The following is a 24,652-nucleotide window of genomic DNA, read 5'->3' as shown; positions in this document are numbered from 1 at the left end:
CAAGGTGCCATAAGACCGTTTTAACAGTCGTTATTCCTCAGAAGACGGGGCTGCCGCTTCCTGAGTTTGCGGATTGGCTTCTTTGATGCTTAAGCGCACGCGGCCCTGACGATCAACTTCCAGAACCTTGACCGGCACTTCCTGACCCATCTGCAGATAGTCAGTCACTTTCTCTACGCGCTTGTCTGCGATCTGAGAAATATGCACCAAGCCTTCTTTACCGCCGCCGATAGCAACGAAAGCACCAAAATCAACGATGCGGGTAACTTTACCCTGATACACGCGGCCGACTTCGATTTCGGCAGTGATCTCTTCAATACGACGAATCGCGTGTTTCGCTTTTTCGCCGTCGGTTGAAGCAATCCTCACAGTACCATCGTCTTCAATTTCAATAGTCGTGCCCGTTTCTTCCGTCAGCGCACGAATCACAGAACCACCTTTACCGATCACGTCTTTAATCTTATCGGTACTGATTTTGATGGTGTGAATACGTGGTGCAAATTCGGAGATATCGCCACGCGGCGTGCTGATTGCCTGCTCCATCACACCCAGAATGTGCAAACGCGCACCTTTGGCTTGATTCAAAGCAACCTGCATGATCTCACGAGTAATCCCTTCGATCTTGATATCCATTTGCAGCGCGGTGATACCTTCACGGCTACCAGCAACCTTGAAGTCCATATCGCCTAGGTGGTCTTCGTCACCCAGAATGTCGGACAGCACAACAAAGTTGTCGCCTTCTTTCACCAGACCCATCGCGATACCCGCAACGGCTGATTTAATTGGCACACCTGCATCCATCAGCGCCAGAGAAGCACCGCAGACAGACGCCATGGAAGAAGAACCGTTAGATTCCGTGATTTCAGACACCACACGCACGGTGTACGGGAATTCGTTCGCCTTTGGCATTACAGCTAACACGCCGCGCTTAGCCAGACGACCGTGACCGATTTCACGGCGCTTAGGCGAACCAACCATACCGGTTTCGCCGACACAGTACGGAGGGAAGTTGTAGTGCAGCAGGAAGCGATCGGTACGTTCACCGGTCAGTTCATCGATATTCTGCGCGTCACGCTCAGTACCCAGCGTTGCAGTTACCAATGCCTGCGTTTCACCACGGGTGAACAATGCAGAACCGTGGGTACGCGGCAGTACGCCAGTACGCACATCCAGACCACGAATCATGTCTTTTTCACGGCCATCGATACGCGGTTCGCCAGCCAGTACACGGCCACGCACAACGTTTTTCTCAATGTTGCCCAGAATTTCCTGGATCTCACCGGCATTCAGCGTTTCATCTTCGGCTTGCAGAGCGGCAACAACGTCAGTTTTGATAACGTTAACTTGTGCATAACGCTCTTGTTTTTCGGTAATGCGGTAAGCGTCACCCAAACGTGCTTCAGACAGAGCCTGTACGCGCTGCTCTAAAGAAACATTAACTTCTGGCGCATGCCATTCCCACTTCGGTTTGCCAGCTTCTGCAACCAGTGAGTTGATGTTTTCGATAACGATTTGCTGTTGCTCGTGGCCAAAAACCACCGCACCGAGCATCTGATCTTCACTCAGCAATTCAGCTTCGGATTCCACCATCAGAACGGCGCCTTGTGTACCTGCAACGACCAGATCCAGACGGCTTTCTTTCAGTTCATCTGTCGTTGGGTTCAGGACATACTGGTCGTTCAGGTAACCGACGCGTGCAACACCGATAGGGCCGCTGAACGGGATACCAGACAGGCTCAGCGCCGCAGAAGCACCAATCATAGCAACGATATCAGGGCTAACCTGTGGGTTGACGGAAACCACAGTCGCAATCACCTGAACTTCATTCAGGAAGCCTTCTGGGAACAGAGGGCGAATCGGACGGTCAATCAGACGGGAAGTCAGCGTTTCGCCTTCACTTGGACGACCTTCACGGCGGAAAAAACCACCGGGGAAACGTCCAGCAGCGTAGGTACGCTCCTGATAGTTAACCGTCAATGGGAAGAAACTTTGGCCGGGTTTAGCGCTTTTAGCGCCGACAACGGTAACGAATACCGCTGTGTCATCCATGCTTACCATCACAGCGGCGGTTGCCTGGCGTGCCATCATACCTGTCTCTAATGTGACGGTATGCTGACCATATTGAAACTTACGAACGATCGGATTCAGCAAAATAATATCCTTAGCTGGGGCGCGTTACACGTATTCAAGATAAACGCACCAGTGAACTCCCGACCTTTGCACTACATTCTCACGACTAATGACAACCCTTATCTTGCTTATGCAGATAAAGCCTCTCATTAGCCGCGCGAACCTCTGTAATGAAAGATCCTATTAACAACAATACACTACTCTGTTTTGCTAATGCTTCCTAGAAGAAAGGGGCCAAAAGAGGCCCCTTCCCACTGAAACGCAGAAGACTTAGCGACGCAGACCCAGACGCGCGATCAGACTGGTGTAACGTGCTACATCTTTACGCTTCAGGTAGTCCAGCAGCTTACGACGCTGAGAAACCATACGCAGCAGACCACGACGGCTGTGGTGATCTTTTTTGTGCTCAGAAAAGTGGCCTTGCAGATGGTTGATCTGCGCAGTCAGCAAAGCAACCTGAACTTCAGTAGAACCACTATCGTTAGTGCCACGACCGAAGTCTGCTACGATTTTAGCTTTAGCTTCAACACTTAGAGACATTGTAATACTCCAACATTATAGATAAAAAAACAGGCGCCGATCTCTAATTCAGCCACCCAATAGTCAAGCCGCGCTATTCTACCTTCAGCATTCTGCGATAGCAAGGCAGCAACGGGCGGATTTACACCGGAAACTCAACAACCAAACGCCGTGGTGCAACGCGGCCATCGCCGTCAATTTCGCCCATTCCGATAAATTTGTGCGCATCACCTTCGGTGATCCTCACCATGCCGTTCAACGGCGCATTCGCTGCCTGAACGGCTTGTCCCAACTTCAAATAGCCTGCAACAACTAGCGGCAAATTCACTTCAGGGAAATCAATAACCGGGCTTTCCATCGGCATGAGCAACGAATCAAGGCTCAGCGAAAGTGAGTGCTCTTGCGTCTGAGCCTGCTCGGCCAATGCCGCTAGCTGCTCTAGCGTCACCATTCTTTCGGTAGGATAAATAGCAACCTGCAAGCGGCGCAGGTAAATCACATGCGCGCCACAGCCCAACTGTTCACCCAGATCGTCAATAATGGTACGGATGTACGTCCCTTTCGAGCAGTGAATTTCCAGTTCCAGCTCATCACCTTCCCAGCGAATGAACTGAAGTTCATACACGGTGATTTCACGCGCTTCACGCGGAACCGTCAGCCCCTGACGTGCATACTCATACAGCTTACGCCCCTGATATTTCAGCGCCGAGTACATGGATGGCACTTGCTGCGTGGTGCCGCGAAAGCTCTCCAGTGCGAGTTCCAGATCCGTAGCAGAAAAACCAATAGCACGTTCTTCGATCACGTTACCGTCGGCATCAGAGGTGTCGGTTCGTTGCCCAAGCCGAGCAATGACACGGTAGCGTTTATCAGAATCCAGCAAATATTGAGAAAACTTCGTCGCTTCCCCAAGACAAATCGGCAGCATACCGGTTGCTAATGGATCCAACGCACCCGTATGTCCCGCTCTGTTAGCGTTAAAAATCCGTTTTACTTTCTGCAAAACATCATTAGACGACACGCCCTGCGGCTTATCTAATAACAATACGCCGTGTACATCACGGCCACGGCGACGAGGACGACTCATTAATCCTCCTGATCTTCACCCGTAACAGAACGACGTTCCGTATCATTTCTGACCACATTGGTCACCAGATTGGACATTCTCATCCCTTCAACCAATGAGTTGTCATAGGAGAACGTCAATTCTGGAACAACGCGCAGGCGCATTGCTTTGCCGATCATCATACGGATAAAGCCAGACGCATCTTGCAGTGCTTTCACCGCTATTTTAACTTGCTCTGGCTCGTTATCATTCAGGAAGGTCACAAAGACCTTGGCATACGCTAAATCGCGAGACACTTCGACACCGGATACGGTCGCCATGCCGATGCGCGGATCTTTCACTTCACGTTGAATGATAATGGCGATTTCTTTTTGCATTTCCTGCGCAACGCGCTGGGTGCGGCTGAATTCTTTTGCCATGATAAATCCTCCAGTAAAAATCGGGGGGCACTAGGCCCCCCTTACGAATCACTTACGTCGTCGCTGAAAACGGATTACGCGATCGTACGTTTGATCTCAATCGTTTCAAAGACTTCGATCATATCGCCTGGGCGAACGTCGTTGTAGTTCTTCACGCCGATGCCACATTCCATACCGTTACGGACTTCGTTAACGTCATCTTTAAAGCGGCGCAGAGATTCCAACTCGCCTTCATAGATAACCACGTTGTCACGCAGTACACGGATCTTGTTGTGACGTTTAACGATACCTTCAGTCACCATACAGCCAGCGACAGCGCCAAATTTCGGTGATTTAAAGACGTCACGTACTTCGGCCAGACCGATGATCTCTTGCTTATATTCCGGCGCCAGCATACCGCTCATCGCCTGTTTCACTTCGTCGATCAAATCATAGATGACGGAGTAATAACGCAGATCCAAGCTTTCCGCTTCAACTACGCGGCGAGCTGATGCATCTGCACGAACGTTAAAGCCAAGGATAATCGCATTCGATGCCGCTGCCAGCGTGGCGTCCGTTTCTGTGATACCGCCCACACCGGAACCGACGATCTTCACTTTCACTTCATCAGTAGACAGTTTCTGCAGTGAATCGGAAATCGCTTCGCAAGAGCCCTGAACGTCAGATTTCAGAACGATGTTCAGTTCAGAAACTTCACCTTCTGTCATGTTAGCAAACATGTTTTCCAGTTTAGATTTCTGCTGACGAGCCAGTTTGACTTCACGGAATTTACCCTGACGATACAAGGCAACTTCACGTGCTTTCTTCTCGTCACGAACAACCGTGGCTTCATCACCTGCGGCAGGGACACCGGACATACCGAGAATTTCTACAGGAATAGAAGGACCTGCGGACGTAATTTCACGACCTAACTCATCACGCATCGCACGGATACGGCCATATTCAAAGCCGCACAGAACGATATCGCCTTTATTCAGCGTACCTTCACGAACCAGTACGGTTGCAACCGGGCCACGACCTTTATCCAGGAAGGATTCGATCACTACACCGTTTGCCATGCCGCTGCGGACAGCTTTCAGTTCCAGAACTTCGGCCTGCAACAGAATCGCATTCAGCAGTTCGTCGATACCCGTACCAGCTTTAGCGGATACGTGGACAAACTGAGATTCACCGCCCCACTCTTCCGGCATGATACCGTACTGAGACAGCTCGGTTTTCACACGGTCTGGATCGGCATCAGGCTTATCGATTTTGTTTACTGCGACAACAACAGGAACCTGCGCCGCTTTCGCGTGCTGGATAGCTTCGATTGTCTGAGGCATCACGCCATCATCTGCCGCCACAACCAGTACCACGATATCCGTAGCCTGAGCACCACGAGCACGCATTGCGGTAAACGCGGCGTGTCCCGGTGTATCCAGGAACGTAATCATACCGTTGTCTGTTTCAACGTGGTAAGCACCGATATGCTGGGTAATACCACCCGCTTCGCCTGCTGCTACCTTGGTTGAACGGATATAGTCAAGCAGAGAGGTTTTACCGTGGTCGACGTGACCCATGATGGTCACGACCGGCGCGCGGAATTCCGCAGCAACACCCATGTCACGGTCGCTCATTACGGCTTCTTCCAGCTCGTTCTCACGACGCAGGATGACTTTATGGCCCATCTCTTCCGCAACGAGTTGCGCGGTTTCCTGGTCGATGACCTGGTTGATGGTTGCCATCGCACCCAGTCTCATCATCGTTTTGATGACCTGAGAGCCTTTAACTGCCATTTTGTTAGCCAGTTCAGCAACAGTAACGGTTTCACCAATCACAACATCACGGTTAACCGCCTGAACAGGCTTATTGAAGCTCTGCTGCAGTGAACTTGGCTTACGCTTGCCTTTACCGCCACGGGTAACAGCACGCGCTTCTTCACGGTCAGCTTTAGACTCAGACTGACGATTGCCTTTCTTCTGCTTGGTTACTTTAGCAGCACGGGTGCGAGTACGGCGTTCACCTTCAACCTGACGGTCGTTTTCATCTTCCGCTTCACGGGCATGATGAGACGTCGTCACGTGATAATCGGCAGATTCTTCAGGTTTAGTCGCGCTTTCCGCTTCCCAACGCCCGGCGTTTTCTTCAGCCATACGGCGAGCTTCTTCAGCAATACGACGTGCTTCTTCTTCAACTTTAAGACGTGCAGTTTCTTCTGCTTTACGCTTAAGTTCGGCAGCTTCCGCTTCGCGTTTCGCTTTCTCAGACTGAGCTGGCTTGGTCATATTTTCGTTTTGTTGGTTCGTCACTTTTTCTTTTTCCGCTACATCACGCTTAGCTTTTTCGGCGGCTTCACGTTTGGCTTGCTCGTCGGCAGCACGCTTCGCTTTCTCAGCAGTTTCGCGCAGATCGGCCTCGCGTTTAACCTGCTCTTCAGCGGCACGTTGTGCCTGTTCTTCCGCTTCACGCCGTGCCTGCTCTTCCTCTTCAGCCTGTTGGGCCTCAATCGGATCGCGTTTTACATAAGTGCGTGTCTTGCGGACTTCGATCTGCACCGACTTACTTTTACCGCCAGTGCTAGGGACATTTAACGTGCTGCGCGTTTTGCGTTGCAGCGTCAATTTACTCGGCGCATTACCGCGATCGCGGTTCAAATGCGCTAATAACGTTTCTTTTTCATGCTGGGTCACAGAGTCCGATGCAGACTTGGTCATTCCCGCATCAGCAAACTGCTGTACCAGGCGGTCAACCGGAGTTTGAATCTCTGCGGCCAGCGATTTTACGGTTACATCTGTCATGCTGTTCCTTTCCTGCTACAGTTCGTTATTCGTTGTCGTCGCCAAACCAACAGATATTACGTGCGGCCATAATCAATTCGCCCGCTTGCTCATCATTGAGCTCTTCAATATCTGTCAGGTCGTCAACGCCCTGTTCAGCAAGATCTTCCAGCGTACAAACACCGATCGCAGCAAGCTTGAACGCCAACTCACGCGACAGCCCAGGCAAGCTAAGCAAGTCTTCAGCAGGTTGACCGTCACCAAGGCTTTCTTCATGCGCCAGTGCCAGCGTTGTTAATGCAGCTTTAGCACGTTCACGCAATGCTTCAACGGTTTCTTCATCAAAGCCTTCGATAGCCAACAGTTCCTTGATTGGCACGTAGGCCAATTCTTCAAGTGAAGAGAAACCTTCTTCAACCAGCACAGTCGCAAACTCTTCATCAATATCAAGGTGCTTGGTAAAGACGTCGATTGCAGCATGTGCTTCGGCCTGATGCTTGGCTTGAAGATCTTCCACTGTCATCACGTTCAGTTCCCAACGATCTTCTGAACGATGCTGTTTCAACAGTTGGGAAGCCAGACGTACGTTCTGCCCGTTTCGACCAATCGCCTGAGCCAGATTGCTCGACTCAACAGCGATATCCATCGTGTAGGTATCTTCATCAACGACGATCGATACCACATCAGCAGGTGCCATTGCATTGATCACAAACTGTGCTGGGTTGTCATCCCACAGAATGACATCAATACGCTCGCCGCCCAGTTCACTGGAAACGGCCTGTACACGCGCACCGCGCATACCGACACAAGCACCGACAGGATCGATACGCTTGTCATTCGTCTTCACTGCAATTTTCGCACGTGAACCCGGATCGCGGGCCGCTGCCTTAATCTCGATAATTTCTTCACCGATTTCTGGCACTTCAATGCGGAAGAGTTCAACCAGCATTTCCGGACGGGAACGGCTGACAAACAGTTGAGCACCGCGAGCTTCGGGACGAACAGAGTACAGTACGCCACGAATACGGTCGCCAGGGCGGAAATTTTCACGAGGCAGCATATCTTCACGGCCAATTACCGCTTCTGCACTGGTGTTAGAACCATCGATTGGTCTGACTTCAAGCGAAATATTATCACGGTTTACCTTCTTCACGACACCGGTGATAATTTCGCCTTCTTGTTGACGGAACTGATCAACAACCATCGCACGTTCAGCTTCACGAACTTTCTGTACGATAACCTGTTTTGCTGTTTGCGTCGTAATACGGTCAAAGGTTACGGATTCGATTTGATCTTCAACGTAACCGCCAACATCAAGAGAAGGATCTTCAAATTGCGCAGCATCAAGCGTAATTTCGCGAGTTGGCAGAGTGACTTCATTCACCACTAACCAACGACGGAAGGTATCAAAATCGCCCGTTTTGCGATCAATACTGACGCGTACATCAATTTCCTGCTCGTATTTTTTCTTGGTCGCTGTCGCCAGTGCGGTTTCCAACGCTTCAAAAATCTTCTCGCGCGGAAGGGATTTCTCATTGGAAACTGCTTCAACAACAGCCAGAATCTCTTTGTTCATCCTAGTTGCCTCATCCAAACTTTAAAAGTGGGGTACAAGATTCGCTTTCTGAATGTTGCTCAGTGCGAATACTTCATCTTTGCCTTCCACTGTTATGGTGATCATTTCGCCGTCAACAGCTTTGATCACACCCAACCATTTACGGCGATTCTGGACTGCCATACGCAGCACCACTGCCACCTCTTCTCCGACGAAATGCAGATAATGTGCCGCCGTGAATAAGGGACGCTCAAGACCTGGAGACGAAACTTCCAGGTTATAGGCGACAGTGATTGGATCTTCTACGTCCAATACCGCACTGACTTGGTGGCTGACATCAGCACAATCATCAACAGTGATCCCGTCTTCACTATCAATATAGATACGCAGCGTCGATTGGCGACTACGGATGAACTCAATCCCAACCAATTCGTAGCCTAATGCAGCAACGGGTGCTGAAATCATCTCTGTTAATTTTTGCTCTAATGTGGACAAGTCCACCCCCAAGACATAAAAAAAGGGCCTAATAGCCCAGTTGTTTGTTGCCAAATAACAAAAAACCCCGATAAATCGGGGCTTTATGCAACTGGACCCTAATACCGCTTACAAACGCGGCATAACTTTCGGTGAAGGATTTTTTCAAAAATCACTGCAAAAAGAGATAGAAATTGAGTGAAGACGTATTTGAAAAAACACTTTACTGGAAGTTAAGTGGTTGCGGGGGCCGGATTTGAACCGACGACCTTCGGGTTATGAGCCCGACGAGCTACCAGGCTGCTCCACCCCGCGTCCGAAAACGTGGCAAATACTACGCTGACAACTGCATAAATGCAAGTTATCCATAGGATTGGTTCGAAGGCAATTTTTATACGCGGAATACGTTCCTTTGTCAACATCCGCGGGTCGCCTGGCAGCGGCCATCACGCAATAGATATTCCACTTTTTGTGGACCGATCTTGTGCTGTCACGCTAGCCACAAAGCTGGCCGACCATTGAGGAAAGACTCACTGCTAGGGCGGCAGAAAGAGATAACGCGATGAAGATTCCCTAATGCTTAAATCAGACAATAACTAAATATAAATAATGCAATGAATAAAACTTATCTTCGTTCTTCTTCTAACAACACGATCGCAGCCTGCGTTCTATTACGCACATTAAGCCGTCTGAAAATCGACTCCAAATGTGACTTAACGGTTCCTGCGCTGATGTTTAATGTCCGACTAATTTGCTTATTAGAAGCGCCTGATACAATCAGTTGCAAAACTTCATGTTGTCTTTCACGGAGTTTGCCTTTTACGCTGTTATCTACACTCCATCCCTCATAAACCACCCCATCATCCGGCAAGCAGACCATACCCATCGATACTGTTTTTAATGCCTGAGCAATGGAATCGAAGGGTGATGTTTTAAGAATGACTCCAATAACATGGTGTTTCACATAAGAAACCACGGAGGAATACCATTATCAACAATAATGGTATTCGAAATAAACCATAATGGCGTAATAATTTCATAAATGTATAAAAAACCAACGCAATGAATTCTTAAACCATGAATAAATGGCCTATGACACATTGCATGACATATCCAACACAATGACTGATGTGACCCTATTTTATTAGCTATTAACACTTTCTAAAATCATCATTTATTTCCCTCTAGGCTGCTTACGCTTAGCAACTAAAAATAAGATAAGGAGAGAAAATTTCATTCAAAAATTGAATTATGGGGAAAAATAAAAAACCAGATAATGTGGATAATATCCAAGAGAAAATCACGTTACGTCATCAAAGGCAATGACATTTGCAGACATTACTCGCTGCATGCAGCACGCGGCTACCGCCGCCAATCAATTTATTGCTCATCAATATCAACAAACGCTAGATCCTTTTTTTTGAACGTGATGCAGATGGCGCGTTAACCCCAAAGATAATTACGATTCAGCTCGATCCTCGGCACCACGTCGAGCTGCCCTGGTCGCCCTTTCTACTCCACGAGGATTGATGCTGGAGAAGATAAAAAGGGAAGAAATAGTCAGCACGTCGATATAGAAATGCAGTTTACTTCGATCGATCCACTAGAAAGCATTATGCGGTTAATTGATGAATATACTAATCTTATTCTCCCCCAAATAACCCAAGAGGAATAAAAAAATGACTAAAATTCCAAATACAATCAACTAGGCTGGCCTTGATCTGACTAATAACGTTGAAGGTCTGAGATTAACAAGGTATCTTGACACAGCAGGAAGATGGACCATTGGATATGGACATTTAATACTGAAAAATGAAAATTTTGATAATGAGACCACCTCTCAGGAGGCTGAATTTCTATTATGTAAAAACTTAAAAACAGCGAAAACTGGAGTTCAGAAGTACGTAAAATTTGATCTCAATGGAAATAAATTTGGCGCATTAACCTCATTTACTTACTATCTAGGAGTAGAAAACTTGGAGAAATCGACATTATTACGCCGGTTTAATCAGGGCGACTATAACGCCGCTACCGAACAGTTTCCACGGTGGGGTAAAGATGGTGAAAAAGTCGTGGAAGGACTTTTATGCCGTAAATATAGAATTACTTTCGCCTGTTGCAGGGAGATACGCTAGTATTATTCATCTGATTGATGCTGCCCGCATAGAATGTGAAGAAACCATGAAGTATCAGGATGTGCCATTCAATTATATTCTGGATGAAATCACCTATACTCGTACCCCCCAAATAAACCCACTGTTTCAGGAAATATTGCCGTATCAGGTATTGCCTCATTTTCACAGTCGAAATAGCGGAATAAAATATAAACTGCTAAAAGTCGATTATGGCAGTGCCAAAGTAGATCTGAATTTATGGATAGAAGAAGATAGAGATAATGGCGGTTTGCTGTTTACTATGAACTACAGCAATGCATTATTCTCCAGCACCACCATCAAGCTTATGCTAAGCAATTAACCGCCAGCGGTAAGATAAATTATGCCGCGTTACCTCTGCCTTCGGTGGAAAAAAATGTCTCGTTCCATGCGCCAGAAAATCAGCACTAACACAACCTGCATAAGATTTATCGCGATATTTTACAAAACGATACCGTTGATACGCAGGAGAGCTTCCTCACGCTTGGCGGGAATTCTCTCAGCGCGTTAAAACTTATCCTCAGCGTTAATCAGCATTTTGGGACATCCCTGTCTCTGGGGCAGTTGTTTGAAAACAGCAGCATTACCCAGTTGGCCCGCGTGATTGAAGAAAAAGGATCCCAGACTCAAACAGCAAGGGTGACTCTCAATCGTGGGCAGCCTGAAGATAACCCCACCTTGCTTCTATCCACCCAGCGGGCGGTAACGTGCTGTGTCATTCCAGGCTGGCGCGTAAATTGGGCGAAAGCTATCCGATCTACGGTATTCAGGTGCCCAATTTTAGCGTTAACCAACCTTATAACGCCGATATCAAAACGATTGCGCTTTCTATCTTTCACAGGCTGGTGACATCGTTCATTAATCTCGTCTGGTACTCGGAGGATGGTCTCTCGGCGCAACTATCGCTTTTGAAATGGCGCAGCAGTTCGCGGAAAAAGGCATGATACCCACCGTATTAGTGTTGGACCAGCCTACGCCAGAGATCAACATCGACGGTTCAGCAAACATGAATGAAGCTGAACGTCTGGCGTATTTTGCGCAGAATGTCGCCTTATTTACCGGTACGTCTTTTTATCCGTCAGCGGCGCAATGTCCACCGTGATTATCTTCAGCATTTACAGCATGCTCGGGCGTCAGGTCATACAGACATTAGCGGAATAAGCTACGCCAAGACTGAAAACACTTCCTAACTATGGCACCCCACGCTACACCAAAATATAGAACGAAGTCTCATTGGTGTGGATTTTGACCTATCTGATAAAAGCCATCGTCATTTTCAGCCTCAAATGGCCAAAATATCGCTGGTCTTCACATGCGCACGATAACGCTGCCTGAACCAGCCATCAAGCCATGCGTAATGAATGATAAATATAGGGGATATTATGAACCCGTTAACAAATAAACTAATCGTACTCGCTCACCATCCTGATGGCCCAGCCCAGTTAGAGAATTTCAGGTTCGAAGAGCGCCAGATCAATGCGTTACAATCCGGCGAATACATAGTTGAAAATAAGTGGCTATCTATTGACCAATACACACGCACTCGACTCAGCAAAATACGGCCTTTGTTAGCCCTATCAAGCCGGGATAGGTTATTTAAGGAGAAACAATAGGTAATATCGTAGCAACGAAAAATCCAAAATTTCAGTTTGGAGACTGCGTATTCACCTTTTCAGGCCGGCAGAAATACTATGTTGGCACACCTCAGGATTTTATTACTCATCGCGTACTGCCGACGACGTTGTCGCCTTCTATTTTTTTTGGGGCAGCAGGAACACTGGGACGTTCCGCATATTTTGGCCTGAATAAAATAGCCAAACCCAAAGTAGTAATGCGGAAGCCGATATTTGGCTACTCGATGCCGTTGAGAAAGGACGATTGAAATATCGGGAGAATATTATTGAGGGAATAGAGAACGCGCCTCAAGCCTTTATCGACTTATTAGACAGAAAACACTTTGGCAAGCAGTTGGTGCGCCTGTAAGGCTGAGACAGTAAATTAAAGACAAAAAAATAGACGTCTATCGACGTCTATTTTTTATGTTGGTACCGAGGACGGGACTTGAACCCGTAAGCCCAATCGGGCACTACCACCTCAAGGTAGCGTGTCTACCAATTCCACCACCACGGCATCACAATTACTGCTTTAAAACGCTTACTTCGGAATGTCACTTGCCGGCGTTGAAGGCGCAACAGGCGTTGTCGTCTGCTCGACTTTTTCTGGCTGGCTCAGGTTATCCCATGCACCGCCTTTTTTCTGCAGCGTACTCAAGTTGCCCAGAATAAGACTGATAATGAAGAACAGGGTCGCCAGTATCGCCGTCATGCGGGTCATGAAATTACTAGAGCCGCTCGAACCGAACAAAGTGGCAGAAGCACCTGCTCCGAACGAGGCTCCCATATCAGCACCTTTACCCTGCTGAAGCATGATCAAGGCAACTAACCCGATCGACACTAACAGGAAAATTACTAACAGAGCTTCGTACATAGTCGTACCCGTTAACCGTTTTCCCCATGATTCATGGAGATGCTATATTCTGGCGGTAAACCGCGCGTCATTCCGCTAAGCAGGATGTATGGTACATCCCTTATCAAGCGGGTCTGAATACTAACCAAAGGATGTAACGTACGCAAGGGTAATTTGGTCACCACAGGTTGATTGCAGAAAAAAACAGCGGCTTTCGACACAAGGTCTATCTCGAAAGCCTTATCTACCTGATTGGTGAATCAAAAAAACCTCAACTGACGGCTTTCACTGCATCAGCAATACGATTCGCCTGCGCTATTACTGTCTCTTCGTGTTCACCTTCAACCATCACGCGGATAAGTGGTTCAGTACCAGATTTACGCAGTAATACTCGCCCGCGTCCGGCCAACTCTTTTTCTACATCCTGCGTAATCTGCTGCACACTTTTGTCTTCCAGCGGATCGTTTTCACCCGTAAACCGCACGTTAACCAGAATCTGTGGGAATAACTTCATACCGCTGCATAAATCATGCAGACTCATATGGTTTTTCACTATCGCAGTAAGTACTTGCAAACCGGCAATCACACCATCGCCCGTCGTGGTTTTATCTAACAGGATGACATGGCCGGAGTTTTCCGCACCAATGCGCCACCCTTTTGTCTGCATCATTTCTAACACATAGCGGTCGCCCACCTTGGCACGAGCAAACGGGATACCGAGTTGCTTTAACGCGACCTCAAGCCCCATGTTACTCATCAGGGTACCTACCGCACCGCCGCGTAGTTGTCCCTGACGTAAGCCTTCGCGGGCGATGATATACAGAATCTGATCGCCATCGACCTTGTTACCCAAATGGTCGACCATAATGAGTCGATCGCCATCGCCGTCGAATGCCAGCCCAACATCCGCCTTTTCAGCCAGCACGCGAGCCTGTAGCTGTCTGACATCCGTTGCACCGCACTCTTCGTTGATATTCATGCCATCCGGCTCACAGCCAATCGCGATGACTTTAGCACCAAGCTCACGCAAAACACTGGGCGCAATATGGTAGGTAGCGCCATTGGCACAATCGACGACAATCTTTAAGCCATTAAGACTCAGTTCGCCCGGGAAAGTCCCCTTACAAAATTCGATATAGCGCCCGGCAGCGTCAACAATGCGACTCGCTTTACCTAACTCTGAAGACTCAACACACGTCAGCGGTTTTTCCATCTCAGCTTCAATGGCTTCCTCCACGTCATCAGGTAGCTTTGTGCCGTCAATCGAGAAGAATTTAATACCGTTGTCATAATAAGGATTGTGAGAAGCAGAAATAACGATACCTGCTTCAGCACGGAATGTTCGAGTGAGATAAGCAACCGCAGGCGTAGGCATCGGGCCGGTAAAAGAAGCCGACAAACCGGCAGCGGCCAGCCCAGCTTCCAGAGCAGACTCCAACATATAGCCAGAAATACGGGTATCTTTGCCGATAATAATTTTACGAGAACCATGTCGCGCTAGCACTTTCCCAGCAGCCCAACCCAGTTTAAGCACAAAGTCAGGTGTAATCGGCGTATCACCAACCTTGCCACGTATACCATCGGTACCAAAATATTTGCGGTTACTCATCTTGTTTTTATTCCTTCGCAGAAAGGGTGGCCTCAACAATGCGCATGGCATCAGCCGTTTCTTTAACATCGTGAACGCGAATAATCTGTGCACCCTGCATCGCAGCGATCACTGCGCAAGCGACGCTACCATGAACACGCTGTGCAGGCGGTACATTGAGGAGCTGTCCAATCATGGACTTCCTCGACATGCCAACCAGAAGCGGCAGTTCAAAACGATGTAACTCGCTCAGGCGAGCCAGAAGCGCGTAATTATGGGCAAGATTCTTACCGAATCCGAACCCAGGATCCAGCAATAGCTTACTTTTCGGAATATTTGCGCTCACACAGCGTTCAATCTGCTGTTGTAAGAAATTCCCGATGTCCTGCATCAGATCATCATAATGAGGTTTGTGCTGCATGGTTCTCGGCATACCCTGCATGTGCATCAGGCACACTGGCAAACCTGTTGCCGCCGCAGCCTCCAGAGCACCAGGCTCTTGCAAAGCGCGGATATCATTAATCAGGTGCGCTCCCGCCAGCGCCGATGCCATCATCACTTCCGGTTTTGAAGTATCGACCGAAATCCATACGTCAAAACGTTTAGCAATAGCTTCGATCACAGGCACCACGCGTTCCAGCTCTTCTTCTGTGCTCACCTCATCCGCACCGGGGCGCGTCGATTCACCGCCAATATCGATCAGGGTCGCACCAGCGGTAATCATCTCTTGAACGTGCAGTAATGCGGTATCGAACTTGTTGTGCTTGCCGCCATCGGAAAAAGAGTCCGGCGTAACATTAAGAATGCCCATGACGTGTGGACAGGAAAGGTCCAGCGTTGAGTCTCTGGCAACCAGTTGCATGTTTTACCTCCGCATTCTGGTGTAGTTAGCATGGAGTATGATTTGAAGAACATTACTCGTAAAAAACCCCAGCCTGAGCTGGGGTTTCGTAACGTTACAGATGTCTATCACGAGCGAATTATTTGTCGTCCACTTGCTCAGACATTGTGTTATCTGGATTAGGCGTTTGCAGCTCATCGACAGGCGTAGGGGCTTTAGGTGCACCACCGTTACCAGAATCGTTGTCAGAGCGAGACTCTTCCCAACCCGCAGGCGGACGTACATCTTTCTTACGTCCCATCAGGTCATCGATCTGCGGCGCATCAATGGTTTCATACTTCATCAACGCGTCTTTCATTGAATGAAGGATGTCCATATTTGCCATCAACAGTTCGCGAGCACGCAAGTAGTTACGTTCAACCAGAGATTTCACTTCCTGATCGATGATGCGTGCCGTTTCATCTGACATGTGCTTGGCTTTTGCTACGGAGCGACCGAGGAATACTTCACCGTCTTCTTCCGCATAGAGCAATGGACCGAGTTTTTCAGAAAAGCCCCACTGCGTAACCATGTTACGGGCAATCGACGTTGCGACTTTGATGTCATTGGACGCGCCAGTAGAGACATGTTCTACGCCGTAAATAATCTCTTCGGCCAGTCGACCGCCGTACAACGTAGAGATCTGGCTTTCCAGCTTCTGACGGCTAGCGCTGATCGCATCCCCTTCAGGCAGGAAGAACGTTACGCCTAGTGCGCGACCACGCGGAATGATCGTTACTTTATGTACCGGATCGTGCTCTGGCACCAGACGACCGATGATGGCGTGTCCGGCTTCATGATACGCCGTCGATTCTTTTTGCTTTTCCGTCATTACCATGGAGCGGCGCTCTGCACCCATCATGATTTTGTCTTTAGCTTTCTCGAACTCGACCATCGAAACAACACGTTTGTTGCCACGAGCAGCGAACAATGCAGCTTCGTTAACCAGATTAGCCAAATCCGCACCAGAGAAGCCTGGCGTACCACGCGCGATAACTGACGCATCCATATCTGGAGATAGCGGTACGCGACGCATATGGACTTTCAGAATTTGTTCACGACCGCGAACATCCGGCAGACCAACAACAACCTGACGGTCAAAACGGCCTGGACGCAGCAACGCGGGATCCAGAACATCGGGACGGTTAGTCGCCGCAATAACAATAATGCCTTCGTTGCCTTCAAAGCCGTCCATCTCAACCAGCATTTGGTTCAGCGTTTGTTCACGTTCATCGTGACCACCGCCTAAACCTGCGCCACGTTGACGGCCAACGGCGTCGATTTCATCGATAAAGATGATGCAGGGTGCAGCTTTCTTCGCCTGTTCGAACATGTCACGAACACGGGAGGCACCGACACCGACAAACATTTCAACGAAGTCAGAACCGGAAATCGTAAAGAAAGGCACTTTCGCTTCACCGGCAATGGCTTTCGCCAGCAATGTTTTACCGGTTCCCGGCGGCCCGACCATCAAAATGCCTGATGGAATTTTACCACCCAGTTTCTGGAAACGGCTAGGTTCACGCAGGTACTCGACCAGCTCGCTAACCTCTTCCTTCGCTTCGTCGCAACCGGCTACATCAGCAAACGTCGTCTTGATCTGATCTTCAGTCAACATACGCGCTTTGCTCTTGCCGAAGGACATGGCACCTTTACCGCCGCCGCCTTGCATTTGACGCATGAAGAAGATCCAGACACCAATCAGTAACAGCATCGGGAACCAGGAAATAAAGATAGAAGCCAACAAACTCGGCTCTTCCGGTGGTTCACCAACGACTTTCACGTTCTTCGTTAGCAGGTTATCCAGTAGCTTGGGGTCATTGACAGGAATGTAAGTCGTGTATCTGTTGCTGTCTTTTTTGATAACACTGATCTCACGCCCGTTAATACGTGCTTCACGGACCTGATCCTGATTCACTTCGGTCAAGAAGGTTGAATAATCCACCCTACGGCCATTCGACTCGCTGGGCCCAAAGCTCTGGAAAACAGACATCAGCACAACTGCGATGACTAACCAGAGAATTAGGTTTTTCGCCATGTCACTCAAGGGATTAACCTCATATTACAACTGTGTTAAAAAACAGCGTTAGGGTACTACAGTTTGCGCCCTGTCGCTACAATATACACTTCACGAGACCGGGCACGTGAAGCGTCTGGTTTACGAATTTTCACCTTCGTAAACAGGGAGCGAATTTCCCGCAGGTATTCATCAAAGCCTTCTCCCTGAAACACTTTCACCAGGAAACTTCCGCCTGGCGCTAATACATCCCGACACATACCAAGTGCTAATTCAACCAGATACATCGATTTCGGAATATCAACAGCTGGTGTACCACTCATGTTAGGGGCCATGTCAGACATCACCACCTGAACTTTGCTATCGCCAACTCTTTCGAGCAAGGCTTTGAGGACCAGTTCATCACGAAAGTCCCCTTGCAGGAAATCGACGCCAACAATCGGATCCATCGGTAAAATATCACACGCGATAATTCGACCCTTTCCACCAATTTGCGTGACCACATATTGTGACCAACCACCAGGTGCTGCGCCTAAATCCACAACTGTCATGCCGGGTTTAAACAGTTTGTCGCTCTGCTGTATTTCGTCAAGTTTAAACCAAGCACGTGAGCGCAGGCCTTTTTTCTGGGCCTGCAGCACATATTTATCGCTAAAGTGTTCCTGCAACCAGCGACTGGAGCTTGCAGAACGCTTTTTATTCGCCATCGATTTTCCAACTATTCTCAGTAACACGCTCGTGGTGGGGAAGAAACTTCTCACATATTACCAATCAGAACAGTCAAATTGGTTATAATCATGAGATGGCGGTAGAATGAACCGTTTTCAATCCCAACCTAAGTAAAAAAGACAATGAACCTAAGTAATAAACAAAAACAACACCTGAAAGGCTTGGCACATCCGCTAAAACCGGTTGTCATGCTAGGTAATAACGGTCTCACCGAAGGTGTTCTGGCTGAGATCGAACAAGCATTAGCGCATCACGAACTGATCAAGATAAAAGTAGCGACAGAAGATCGCGAAACCAAAGCCTTGATTGTTGAAGCGATTGTTCGTGAAACGGGTGCCGCTAACGTACAGGTCATCGGCCATACGCTGGTGCTCTACCGCCCTGCGAAAGAACGTAAAATTGTGTTACCACGATAACACTTTTTATTTCAGGATACTCAGCTTTAACGGAAAGGTGCCATGCCTCTCGGTTAGAGAAAAGGCCGCAAGCGGCCTTTTTCTTTTCTTTACAATTTTTGCTGTTTTAATCAACAAAATGGTAAATTTATAGATATTCGACCTTCAGTACTTCGTATTCCACGTCGCCGCCCGGCGTACGGATGACAACGACATCATCTTGTTCTTTACCGATCAGGCCACGCGCGATCGGAGAGTTAACAGAAATCAGATTTTGCTTAAAATCCGCTTCGTCATCGCCAACAATCCGGTAGGTTTGCTCTTCCTCGCTATCCAGATTCATCACCGCCACGGTTGCACCAAAAATGACACGCCCGTTGTTAGCGGCCATTTTCGTAACATCGATAATCTGCGCGTTAGACAGTTTGGCTTCAATGTCTTGAATACGCCCTTCGCAGAAACCCTGCTGCTCACGTGCAGCATGATATTCTGCATTTTCTTTCAGATCGCCGTGCTCACGTGCTTCCGCAATCGCCGTAATAATCTCAGGTCGGCGCACAGATTTCAGATGATCAAGCTCTTCGCGCAATTTTTCAGCACCACGCAACGTCATCGGATATTGTTTCATATTGTCTATACCTCTAAAAAAGTCCGTAAGACTCAAATAATCGTCATCCTGACGCGCTAAAAATCAAAGGCGACGGAGTCTCTGCAACGTGCCAGTCCTCACTGGACATAAAACAAAAGCAACCAGCCCCAGAACAAAATATCCAGGCTAGCAGCGGTTTTGCATTTTGATACGTATTTTACCCCAGAGTTCAATGAGGGTCATCGTTTACTTTAGACCTTATTGCGCCGTAGTATGACCACACGTTACCCCGTTCTTAGCTGAGATTATGCGTTTTTCATCGATTGTTACCGGACTTGCCTGCGCTTTTGTTCTGCATGCCAATGCAGCTTCTGTTGAAGATCATCGTCAATATTTGCCTGATGGCGCCAATTTGGCGTTATTGGTACAAAAAGTTGGCGCAACAACACCCAGCATGGCCTTCAATAGCCAGCAAATGGCGCTTCCTGCCAGTACGCAAAAGGTGATAACCGCATTAGCTGCATTACTGCAATTGGGTCCGGATTATCGATTCATCACTACGATGGAAAGTCATGGCCCAGTTACCGGCAGCCTGCTAAACGGCAACCTGATCGTACGGTTTAGCGGTGACCCGACCCTGAAGCGCCAACAAATACGGAATATGGTGCAGGAATTAAGGAAACGAGGAATACGGGAAATCGCAGGCGATGTGCTAATCGATACCTCCGTTTTTGCCAGTCACGACAAAGCACCAGGCTGGCCTTGGAACGACATGACACAGTGTTTCAGTGCCCCGCCGGGCGCTGCAATTGTCGATCGTAACTGCTTTTCCGTCTCACTCTACAGCGCGCCTAAAGCGGGTGATAACGCCTTTATCCGCGTTGCATCCTATTATCCGGTACAGATGTTCAGCGAGGTGCGCACGCTGGCTAAAGGATCTACCGATGCCCAGTACTGCGAACTGGACGTGGTCCCCGGAGAATTGAATCGCTTTACGCTCACTGGCTGCCTAACCCAGCGAACAGAACCACTTCCGTTGGCGTTCGCGATTCAGGATGGGGCTAGCTATGCTGGCGCTATCGTTAAAGATGAACTTCAGCAGGCGGATATCCGCATTAAAGGTAGTTTGCGCCGCCAGACGCAGCCGGGGCCAGCCGGGACTGTGCTAACCCAGACACAATCGCCTCCGCTACACGACCTGCTCACTATCATGCTGAAAAAATCGGACAACATGATTGCCGATACGGTTTTTCGTACCATTGGGCATGAGCGCTTTAGCGTGCCAGGCACATGGCGTGCAGGTGCCGATGCTGTGCGTCAGATCCTGAGGCAGAAGGCGGGTGTAGATTTAGGAAACAGTATTGTTGTGGATGGTTCAGGTCTGTCACGGCACAACCTGATTTCACCGGAAACGATGATGCAGGTATTACAGTACATCGCGCAGCATGATAATGAGCTGAATTACATCACGATGCTCCCACTTTCCGGCTATGACGGCACGCTACGCTATCGTGGCGGCCTGCATGAAGCTGGCGTTGACGGCAAAGTTTCGGCTAAAACTGGGGCGTTACAGGGCGTATACAATCTGGCGGGGTTCATTACCACCGCGAGCGGCCAGCGTATGGCATTTGTCCAGTTCCTGTCTGGCTATGCCGTACCGCCAGAAGACCAGCGCGCACGTCGCGTCCCTCTGGTGAGATTTGAAAGCCGTCTCTACAAAGACATTTATCAGAGCAACTAATATAAGAATACGGCCTTACCCTGACAGGGTAAGGCCGTGATAGGCGAAAATTGACTAGCAGAAGAATGAATTATTTTTGGTAGATAATCTCAACGCCTTCATCGTCTTCATCGTCCCAGTCATCATCCCACTCTTCTTCGGCTTCTTTTTCTACTTCAGCCAGTTGTTCACGGTGATAATCATCCCACATGAACTCAACTTTTTCCGGCGCACTTTCAGCAATAGCCATCATTTTCGGATTGGCTTTCAGGAAGTTCATCACATCCCAGCAAAGTGGGTTGACGCCTTCACGGTTTGCCGCAGAGATCAGATAGTATTTATCGTCCCAGCCAAGCGCAGCCGCAATCTCTTTAGCGCGTTTTTCTGCTTCAGCCTTGTCGATCAAATCAACTTTGTTGAAAACCAGCCAACGCGGTTTTTCTGCCAAACCAGCGCCATACTGCTCTAACTCGTTGATAATAACTTTGGCATTTTCAATCGGATTTGACTCATCGATCGGCGCCAGATCAACCAAATGTAGCAGCACACGGCAGCGCTCAAGGTGCTTCAGGAAACGAATTCCCAGTCCAGCACCGTCGGATGCCCCTTCGATCAAACCGGGGATATCCGCCACAACAAAGCTCTGCTCACTATCCATACGGACCACGCCAAGGCTAGGCACCAGCGTAGTAAACGGATAATCGGCTACTTTCGGCTTCGCCGCAGATACCGCACGAATAAAGGTAGATTTACCCGCATTAGGCAGGCCAAGCATCCCCACGTCAGCCAGCAGCAACAGCTCCAGCGTCAACTCACGTTCTTCGCCCTTCGTACCGTTGGTTTTCTGACGGGGAGCACGGTTGACGGACGATTTAAAACGCGAGTTGCCCAAACCATGCCAACCGCCTTTCCCGACCATCAGGCTCTGTTGATGACGTGTCATATCGCCCAGCACTTCGCCGGTTCCCTGATCAAGAACACGGGTACCAACAGGGACTTTAATCGTAATATCTTTGCCGCGTTTACCCGTACAGTCGCGGCTTTGCCCGTTTTGTCCACGCTCAGCACGGAAGGATTTTTCAAAACGATAGTCGATCAGCGTGTTCAGATTTTCGTCTGCCAGCAGATAGACATCGCCGCCGTCACCACCGTCGCCGCCATCTGGACCACCGTTGGGAATATATTTTTCACGGCGAAAGCTGATACAACCGTTACCGCCATCGCCCGCCACAATCAGAATTGTGGCTTCATCTACAAACTTCATTGATTCTCTCCGCAAAAAACCAATAGAGAATATCTACGTGTTTTAGGCTTGTTATTGGTTCTCTTTGGCGTAACTTTTTGATTTTAAGGCATGTAGCGTATTTCTACTCACCATTAAAAAACTGACGCACTAGAACGCATTCCAGCAAAGGAGCAGGATTGTACCTGCCTGCCTCAATAATTTCATCTGTATTAAAAATAAACAACGCATGCAAAATGTCAAAAGATGGCAGTGACCTGCCGCAATACGCTTTTCTTAATCTACTTTTGCGCCATCAATGGTGGTACTGGTTCTTTTTTTCCGGGGAGGAAACGGTGTCCGATAGCGGAAAACATAGCACCAGCAACAACGACAAACGCGCCAAAATAGCCAATCCAGTTCAGCACCGGCGCAGCGAAAAAACTCGGCCACCCCAACGCAAGTAAATCAGAAAACAACAGTGTAAACAGCGGCGTCAAGGTAATAACCGCGCTAACCTGTGACGCTTGCCAGCGAGCCATCGCCTCCGCTAGCGCGCCATACCCAATCAATGTATTCGCGCCGCAGAATAGTAGGCAGATAAACTGCCACCCGCTAAGCTGGAAAATAACGTCAGGCTTGGCAAAAGGCGTGATAAAGACAACACACAGAACATAGAGCAGAAACAGAATCTGCTGCGATGTCAGACGCCGTAACAGGACTTTCTGCGCTACACCATAAGATACCCATACTGCCGATGCGCAAACGCCGAGCAGTACACCCAGCGTGTAGTCTGTTAACCGGGTAAAAATCTCAATCAGGCTGGTATTAAAGAATAAAATCAGACCACAGATCAGCATGATTGCCCCAATGATCTGCGTGCCACGCATCTTTTCCTTAAGGATTAGTACGCTGGCGAACATCATACCAACTGGGGAAAGCTGTCCAATAACCTGAGACGCTGTCGGACTCAGATATTGCAGAGACGAGCTAAAGAAAACAAAATTACCTAATAAGCCCGCCGTCGCAATCAGCAGCAGAACCCACCAACGCCGATGACGGAAAACTCGCATTGGCGGTAACTTCTTACGGGATGACAGAATAATGCCGAGTCCAATCGACGCGATAAGAAAGCGATACCAAACAATAGTAGAAGGCTCCATAACTACCAGAACCTGTTTCATGGCTATCGGCAACGCCCCCCAACAAACAGCCGTGGTAAGCGCCAGACAGAGACCGATACCCGTCTGTTGTTTAGTATTCATACTTATCCAGATGGTTTACTCAGAATCAGAATGTAAAAAGCCCCGCAAAGAATTGCGGGGCTTAAATCCGTAAGACCTAACGCGAAAAATTATTCAGCAACGATGCTGATAAATTTACGGTTTTTTGGGCCTTTAACTTCAAACTGAACTTTACCGTCAGTCAAAGCAAACAGAGTATGGTCTTTCCCGCAGCCAACATTAGTTCCTGCGTGGAATTTGGTGCCACGTTGACGAACGATGATGTTACCAGCCAATACACTTTCGCCGCCAAAACGTTTTACGCCCAGACGTTGTGCGTTAGAGTCACGACCGTTACGGGTTGAACCGCCAGCTTTCTTGTGTGCCATTTAATCCGCTCTCCTAGTCTTAAGCGCTGATGCCGGTAATTTTCACGTCAGTGAACCACTGACGATGGCCTGCTTGCTTACGGTAGTGTTTACGGCGACGGAACTTAACGATCTTCACTTTTTCGCCACGACCATGAGCAACAACTTCAGCTTTGATTTTACCGCCATCAACGTAAGGAACGCCGATTTTGATTTCTTCACCGTTGGCAACCATCAGAACTAGGTCAAACTCAACGGCTTCACCAGTTGCGATGTCCAGCTTTTCCAAGCGAACGGTTTGCCCTTCGCTTACTCGGTGTTGTTTACCACCACTTTGGAAAACTGCGTACATATAAAACTCCGCTTTCCGCGCACCCGTTAAT

The 24,652-nt window shown here is 48.6% G+C and carries 25 protein-coding genes, 2 tRNA genes and 1 pseudogene; 8 read left to right on the top strand and 20 right to left on the bottom strand.

Annotation, left to right across the window (positions count from 1 at the left end; all coding sequences use genetic code 11):
* Positions 1-30 precede the first annotated feature (30 nt).
* The 9 genes from pnp to GZ59_RS22565 form a co-directional block, all read right to left on the bottom strand.
* Positions 31-2,151: a polyribonucleotide nucleotidyltransferase gene (pnp, locus tag GZ59_RS02995; protein ID WP_039289974.1), complete on the bottom strand. Its 2,121-nt coding sequence runs from the start codon at positions 2,149-2,151 to the stop codon at positions 31-33.
* 249 nt (positions 2,152-2,400) lie between these two features.
* Entirely contained in the window at positions 2,401-2,670 is a 270-nt protein-coding gene (gene rpsO / locus GZ59_RS02990) for a 30S ribosomal protein S15 (protein ID WP_005971532.1), read from the bottom strand.
* 121 nt (positions 2,671-2,791) lie between these two features.
* A complete protein-coding gene (gene truB / locus GZ59_RS02985; protein WP_039289972.1) occupies positions 2,792-3,736 on the bottom strand; it encodes a tRNA pseudouridine(55) synthase TruB in 945 nt (314 codons plus the stop codon).
* On the bottom strand, positions 3,736-4,134 hold the full coding sequence (rbfA, locus tag GZ59_RS02980) for a 30S ribosome-binding factor RbfA (protein WP_005971529.1): 399 nt from the start codon (positions 4,132-4,134) through the stop codon (positions 3,736-3,738). The genes truB and rbfA overlap by 1 nt, the downstream gene beginning before the upstream one ends.
* Before the next feature lie 74 nt (positions 4,135-4,208).
* Positions 4,209-6,911, bottom strand: a complete 2,703-nt coding sequence (gene infB / locus GZ59_RS02975; protein WP_011092323.1) for a translation initiation factor IF-2 — start codon at positions 6,909-6,911, stop codon at positions 4,209-4,211.
* A gap of 25 nt (positions 6,912-6,936) precedes the next feature.
* Positions 6,937-8,466 carry a transcription termination factor NusA gene (gene nusA / locus GZ59_RS02970; RefSeq protein WP_011092322.1) on the bottom strand — a complete coding sequence of 510 codons (1,530 nt, stop codon included), beginning with the start codon at positions 8,464-8,466 and terminating at the stop codon, positions 6,937-6,939.
* A 21-nt stretch (positions 8,467-8,487) separates the two neighbouring features.
* Positions 8,488-8,940 carry a ribosome maturation factor RimP gene (gene rimP / locus GZ59_RS02965; protein WP_011092321.1) on the bottom strand — a complete coding sequence of 151 codons (453 nt, stop codon included), beginning with the start codon at positions 8,938-8,940 and terminating at the stop codon, positions 8,488-8,490.
* A 217-nt stretch (positions 8,941-9,157) separates the two neighbouring features.
* Positions 9,158-9,234 (bottom strand) — tRNA-Met (locus GZ59_RS02960).
* 310 nt (positions 9,235-9,544) lie between these two features.
* Complete coding sequence (locus tag GZ59_RS22565; protein ID WP_226302319.1) at positions 9,545-9,883, bottom strand: response regulator transcription factor; 339 nt, start codon at positions 9,881-9,883, stop codon at positions 9,545-9,547.
* Between the two features lie 287 nt (positions 9,884-10,170).
* On the opposite strand from GZ59_RS22565, the pseudogene GZ59_RS24025 reads away from it, so the two are divergent.
* The 6 genes and pseudogenes from GZ59_RS24025 (at position 10,171) to GZ59_RS23795 (ending at position 12,685) form a co-directional block, all read left to right on the top strand.
* Positions 10,171-10,594 (top strand): annotated as a pseudogene (locus tag GZ59_RS24025) (DUF2589 domain-containing protein).
* Between the two features lie 46 nt (positions 10,595-10,640).
* Positions 10,641-11,054: a lysozyme gene (locus tag GZ59_RS22555; RefSeq protein WP_162837365.1), complete on the top strand. Its 414-nt coding sequence runs from the start codon at positions 10,641-10,643 to the stop codon at positions 11,052-11,054.
* Positions 10,978-11,394, top strand: coding sequence for a condensation domain-containing protein (locus tag GZ59_RS02955; RefSeq protein ID WP_039289969.1), 417 nt, complete (start codon positions 10,978-10,980; stop codon positions 11,392-11,394). Before GZ59_RS22555 ends, GZ59_RS02955 begins: the two co-directional genes overlap by 77 nt.
* Before the next feature lie 95 nt (positions 11,395-11,489).
* On the top strand, positions 11,490-11,921 hold the full coding sequence (locus GZ59_RS23805; RefSeq protein WP_228729509.1) for a phosphopantetheine-binding protein: 432 nt from the start codon (positions 11,490-11,492) through the stop codon (positions 11,919-11,921).
* A gap of 64 nt (positions 11,922-11,985) precedes the next feature.
* On the top strand, positions 11,986-12,174 hold the full coding sequence (locus GZ59_RS23800; protein WP_039289967.1) for a hypothetical protein: 189 nt from the start codon (positions 11,986-11,988) through the stop codon (positions 12,172-12,174).
* Between the two features lie 259 nt (positions 12,175-12,433).
* On the top strand, positions 12,434-12,685 hold the full coding sequence (locus GZ59_RS23795; RefSeq protein ID WP_051122318.1) for a hypothetical protein: 252 nt from the start codon (positions 12,434-12,436) through the stop codon (positions 12,683-12,685).
* Between the two features lie 430 nt (positions 12,686-13,115).
* Here the strand turns inward: GZ59_RS23795 and GZ59_RS02940 are convergent.
* The 6 genes from GZ59_RS02940 to rlmE all read right to left on the bottom strand — a co-directional run bounded on the left by GZ59_RS02940 (position 13,116) and on the right by rlmE (position 18,730).
* A tRNA-Leu gene (locus tag GZ59_RS02940) sits at positions 13,116-13,202 on the bottom strand.
* 24 nt (positions 13,203-13,226) lie between these two features.
* Entirely contained in the window at positions 13,227-13,559 is a 333-nt protein-coding gene (secG, locus tag GZ59_RS02935) for a preprotein translocase subunit SecG (protein WP_011092314.1), read from the bottom strand.
* A gap of 250 nt (positions 13,560-13,809) precedes the next feature.
* Positions 13,810-15,147, bottom strand: coding sequence for a phosphoglucosamine mutase (gene glmM, locus GZ59_RS02930; protein WP_011092312.1), 1,338 nt, complete (start codon positions 15,145-15,147; stop codon positions 13,810-13,812).
* Positions 15,148-15,154: 7 nt separating this feature from the next.
* The gene (gene folP, locus GZ59_RS02925) at positions 15,155-15,988 is read right to left on the bottom strand and encodes a dihydropteroate synthase (protein ID WP_011092311.1); all 834 of its coding nucleotides are present in this window, start codon (positions 15,986-15,988) and stop codon (positions 15,155-15,157) included.
* A 118-nt stretch (positions 15,989-16,106) separates the two neighbouring features.
* On the bottom strand, positions 16,107-18,053 hold the full coding sequence (gene ftsH / locus GZ59_RS02920) for an ATP-dependent zinc metalloprotease FtsH (protein WP_039289965.1): 1,947 nt from the start codon (positions 18,051-18,053) through the stop codon (positions 16,107-16,109).
* Between the two features lie 47 nt (positions 18,054-18,100).
* On the bottom strand, positions 18,101-18,730 hold the full coding sequence (rlmE, locus tag GZ59_RS02915; RefSeq protein ID WP_011092309.1) for a 23S rRNA (uridine(2552)-2'-O)-methyltransferase RlmE: 630 nt from the start codon (positions 18,728-18,730) through the stop codon (positions 18,101-18,103).
* A gap of 144 nt (positions 18,731-18,874) precedes the next feature.
* Here rlmE and yhbY point away from each other — a divergent pair, with 144 nt between their 5' ends.
* A complete protein-coding gene (gene yhbY, locus GZ59_RS02910) occupies positions 18,875-19,168 on the top strand; it encodes a ribosome assembly RNA-binding protein YhbY (protein WP_010283039.1) in 294 nt (97 codons plus the stop codon).
* A 127-nt stretch (positions 19,169-19,295) separates the two neighbouring features.
* Here the strand turns inward: yhbY and greA are convergent, their stop codons facing one another.
* Complete coding sequence (gene greA, locus GZ59_RS02905; protein WP_011092308.1) at positions 19,296-19,775, bottom strand: transcription elongation factor GreA; 480 nt, start codon at positions 19,773-19,775, stop codon at positions 19,296-19,298.
* A 268-nt stretch (positions 19,776-20,043) separates the two neighbouring features.
* Here greA and dacB point away from each other — a divergent pair, with 268 nt between their 5' ends.
* Entirely contained in the window at positions 20,044-21,477 is a 1,434-nt protein-coding gene (dacB, locus tag GZ59_RS02900) for a serine-type D-Ala-D-Ala carboxypeptidase (protein ID WP_011092307.1), read from the top strand.
* Positions 21,478-21,547: 70 nt separating this feature from the next.
* Here the strand turns inward: dacB and cgtA are convergent, their stop codons facing one another.
* From cgtA to rplU, 4 genes are all read right to left on the bottom strand, one after another.
* Entirely contained in the window at positions 21,548-22,720 is a 1,173-nt protein-coding gene (gene cgtA, locus GZ59_RS02895; RefSeq protein ID WP_011092306.1) for an Obg family GTPase CgtA, read from the bottom strand.
* Between the two features lie 260 nt (positions 22,721-22,980).
* Positions 22,981-23,943, bottom strand: a complete 963-nt coding sequence (locus GZ59_RS02890; protein ID WP_011092305.1) for a DMT family transporter — start codon at positions 23,941-23,943, stop codon at positions 22,981-22,983.
* A gap of 89 nt (positions 23,944-24,032) precedes the next feature.
* Complete coding sequence (gene rpmA / locus GZ59_RS02885; protein ID WP_005971498.1) at positions 24,033-24,290, bottom strand: 50S ribosomal protein L27; 258 nt, start codon at positions 24,288-24,290, stop codon at positions 24,033-24,035.
* Between the two features lie 19 nt (positions 24,291-24,309).
* Positions 24,310-24,621 (bottom strand): 50S ribosomal protein L21, encoded by a 312-nt coding sequence (gene rplU / locus GZ59_RS02880; protein ID WP_011092304.1) that lies wholly within the window; start codon positions 24,619-24,621, stop codon positions 24,310-24,312.
* Between the last annotated feature and the right edge of the window lie 31 nt (positions 24,622-24,652).

Origin of the sequence: Pectobacterium atrosepticum (assembly GCF_000740965.1) — a bacterium.
In the GTDB taxonomy this organism is placed as follows: Bacteria; Pseudomonadota; Gammaproteobacteria; order Enterobacterales; family Enterobacteriaceae; genus Pectobacterium; species Pectobacterium atrosepticum.
This window is presented reverse-complemented; position numbering and strand designations above follow the sequence as displayed.

What these genes read in the sequence shown, in the direction of transcription:
- rplU (WP_011092304.1), bottom strand. Translation starts at nt 24,621, where the DNA reads ATGTACGCAGTTTTCCAAAGTGGTGGTAAACAACACCGAGTAAGCGAA.
- glmM (WP_011092312.1), bottom strand. Translation starts at nt 15,147, where the DNA reads ATGAGTAACCGCAAATATTTTGGTACCGATGGTATACGTGGCAAGGTT.
- yhbY (WP_010283039.1), top strand. Translation starts at nt 18,875, where the DNA reads ATGAACCTAAGTAATAAACAAAAACAACACCTGAAAGGCTTGGCACAT.
- rpsO (WP_005971532.1), bottom strand. Translation starts at nt 2,670, where the DNA reads ATGTCTCTAAGTGTTGAAGCTAAAGCTAAAATCGTAGCAGACTTCGGT.
- rlmE (WP_011092309.1), bottom strand. Translation starts at nt 18,730, where the DNA reads ATGGCGAATAAAAAGCGTTCTGCAAGCTCCAGTCGCTGGTTGCAGGAA.
- truB (WP_039289972.1), bottom strand. Translation starts at nt 3,736, where the DNA reads ATGAGTCGTCCTCGTCGCCGTGGCCGTGATGTACACGGCGTATTGTTA.
- rpmA (WP_005971498.1), bottom strand. Translation starts at nt 24,290, where the DNA reads ATGGCACACAAGAAAGCTGGCGGTTCAACCCGTAACGGTCGTGACTCT.
- GZ59_RS02955 (WP_039289969.1), top strand. Translation starts at nt 10,978, where the DNA reads ATGGTGAAAAAGTCGTGGAAGGACTTTTATGCCGTAAATATAGAATTA.
- infB (WP_011092323.1), bottom strand. Translation starts at nt 6,911, where the DNA reads ATGACAGATGTAACCGTAAAATCGCTGGCCGCAGAGATTCAAACTCCG.
- rbfA (WP_005971529.1), bottom strand. Translation starts at nt 4,134, where the DNA reads ATGGCAAAAGAATTCAGCCGCACCCAGCGCGTTGCGCAGGAAATGCAA.
- dacB (WP_011092307.1), top strand. Translation starts at nt 20,044, where the DNA reads ATGCGTTTTTCATCGATTGTTACCGGACTTGCCTGCGCTTTTGTTCTG.
- cgtA (WP_011092306.1), bottom strand. Translation starts at nt 22,720, where the DNA reads ATGAAGTTTGTAGATGAAGCCACAATTCTGATTGTGGCGGGCGATGGC.
- greA (WP_011092308.1), bottom strand. Translation starts at nt 19,775, where the DNA reads ATGAAACAATATCCGATGACGTTGCGTGGTGCTGAAAAATTGCGCGAA.
- GZ59_RS23795 (WP_051122318.1), top strand. Translation starts at nt 12,434, where the DNA reads ATGATAAATATAGGGGATATTATGAACCCGTTAACAAATAAACTAATC.
- GZ59_RS02890 (WP_011092305.1), bottom strand. Translation starts at nt 23,943, where the DNA reads ATGAATACTAAACAACAGACGGGTATCGGTCTCTGTCTGGCGCTTACC.
- nusA (WP_011092322.1), bottom strand. Translation starts at nt 8,466, where the DNA reads ATGAACAAAGAGATTCTGGCTGTTGTTGAAGCAGTTTCCAATGAGAAA.
- folP (WP_011092311.1), bottom strand. Translation starts at nt 15,988, where the DNA reads ATGCAACTGGTTGCCAGAGACTCAACGCTGGACCTTTCCTGTCCACAC.
- GZ59_RS23800 (WP_039289967.1), top strand. Translation starts at nt 11,986, where the DNA reads ATGGCGCAGCAGTTCGCGGAAAAAGGCATGATACCCACCGTATTAGTG.
- secG (WP_011092314.1), bottom strand. Translation starts at nt 13,559, where the DNA reads ATGTACGAAGCTCTGTTAGTAATTTTCCTGTTAGTGTCGATCGGGTTA.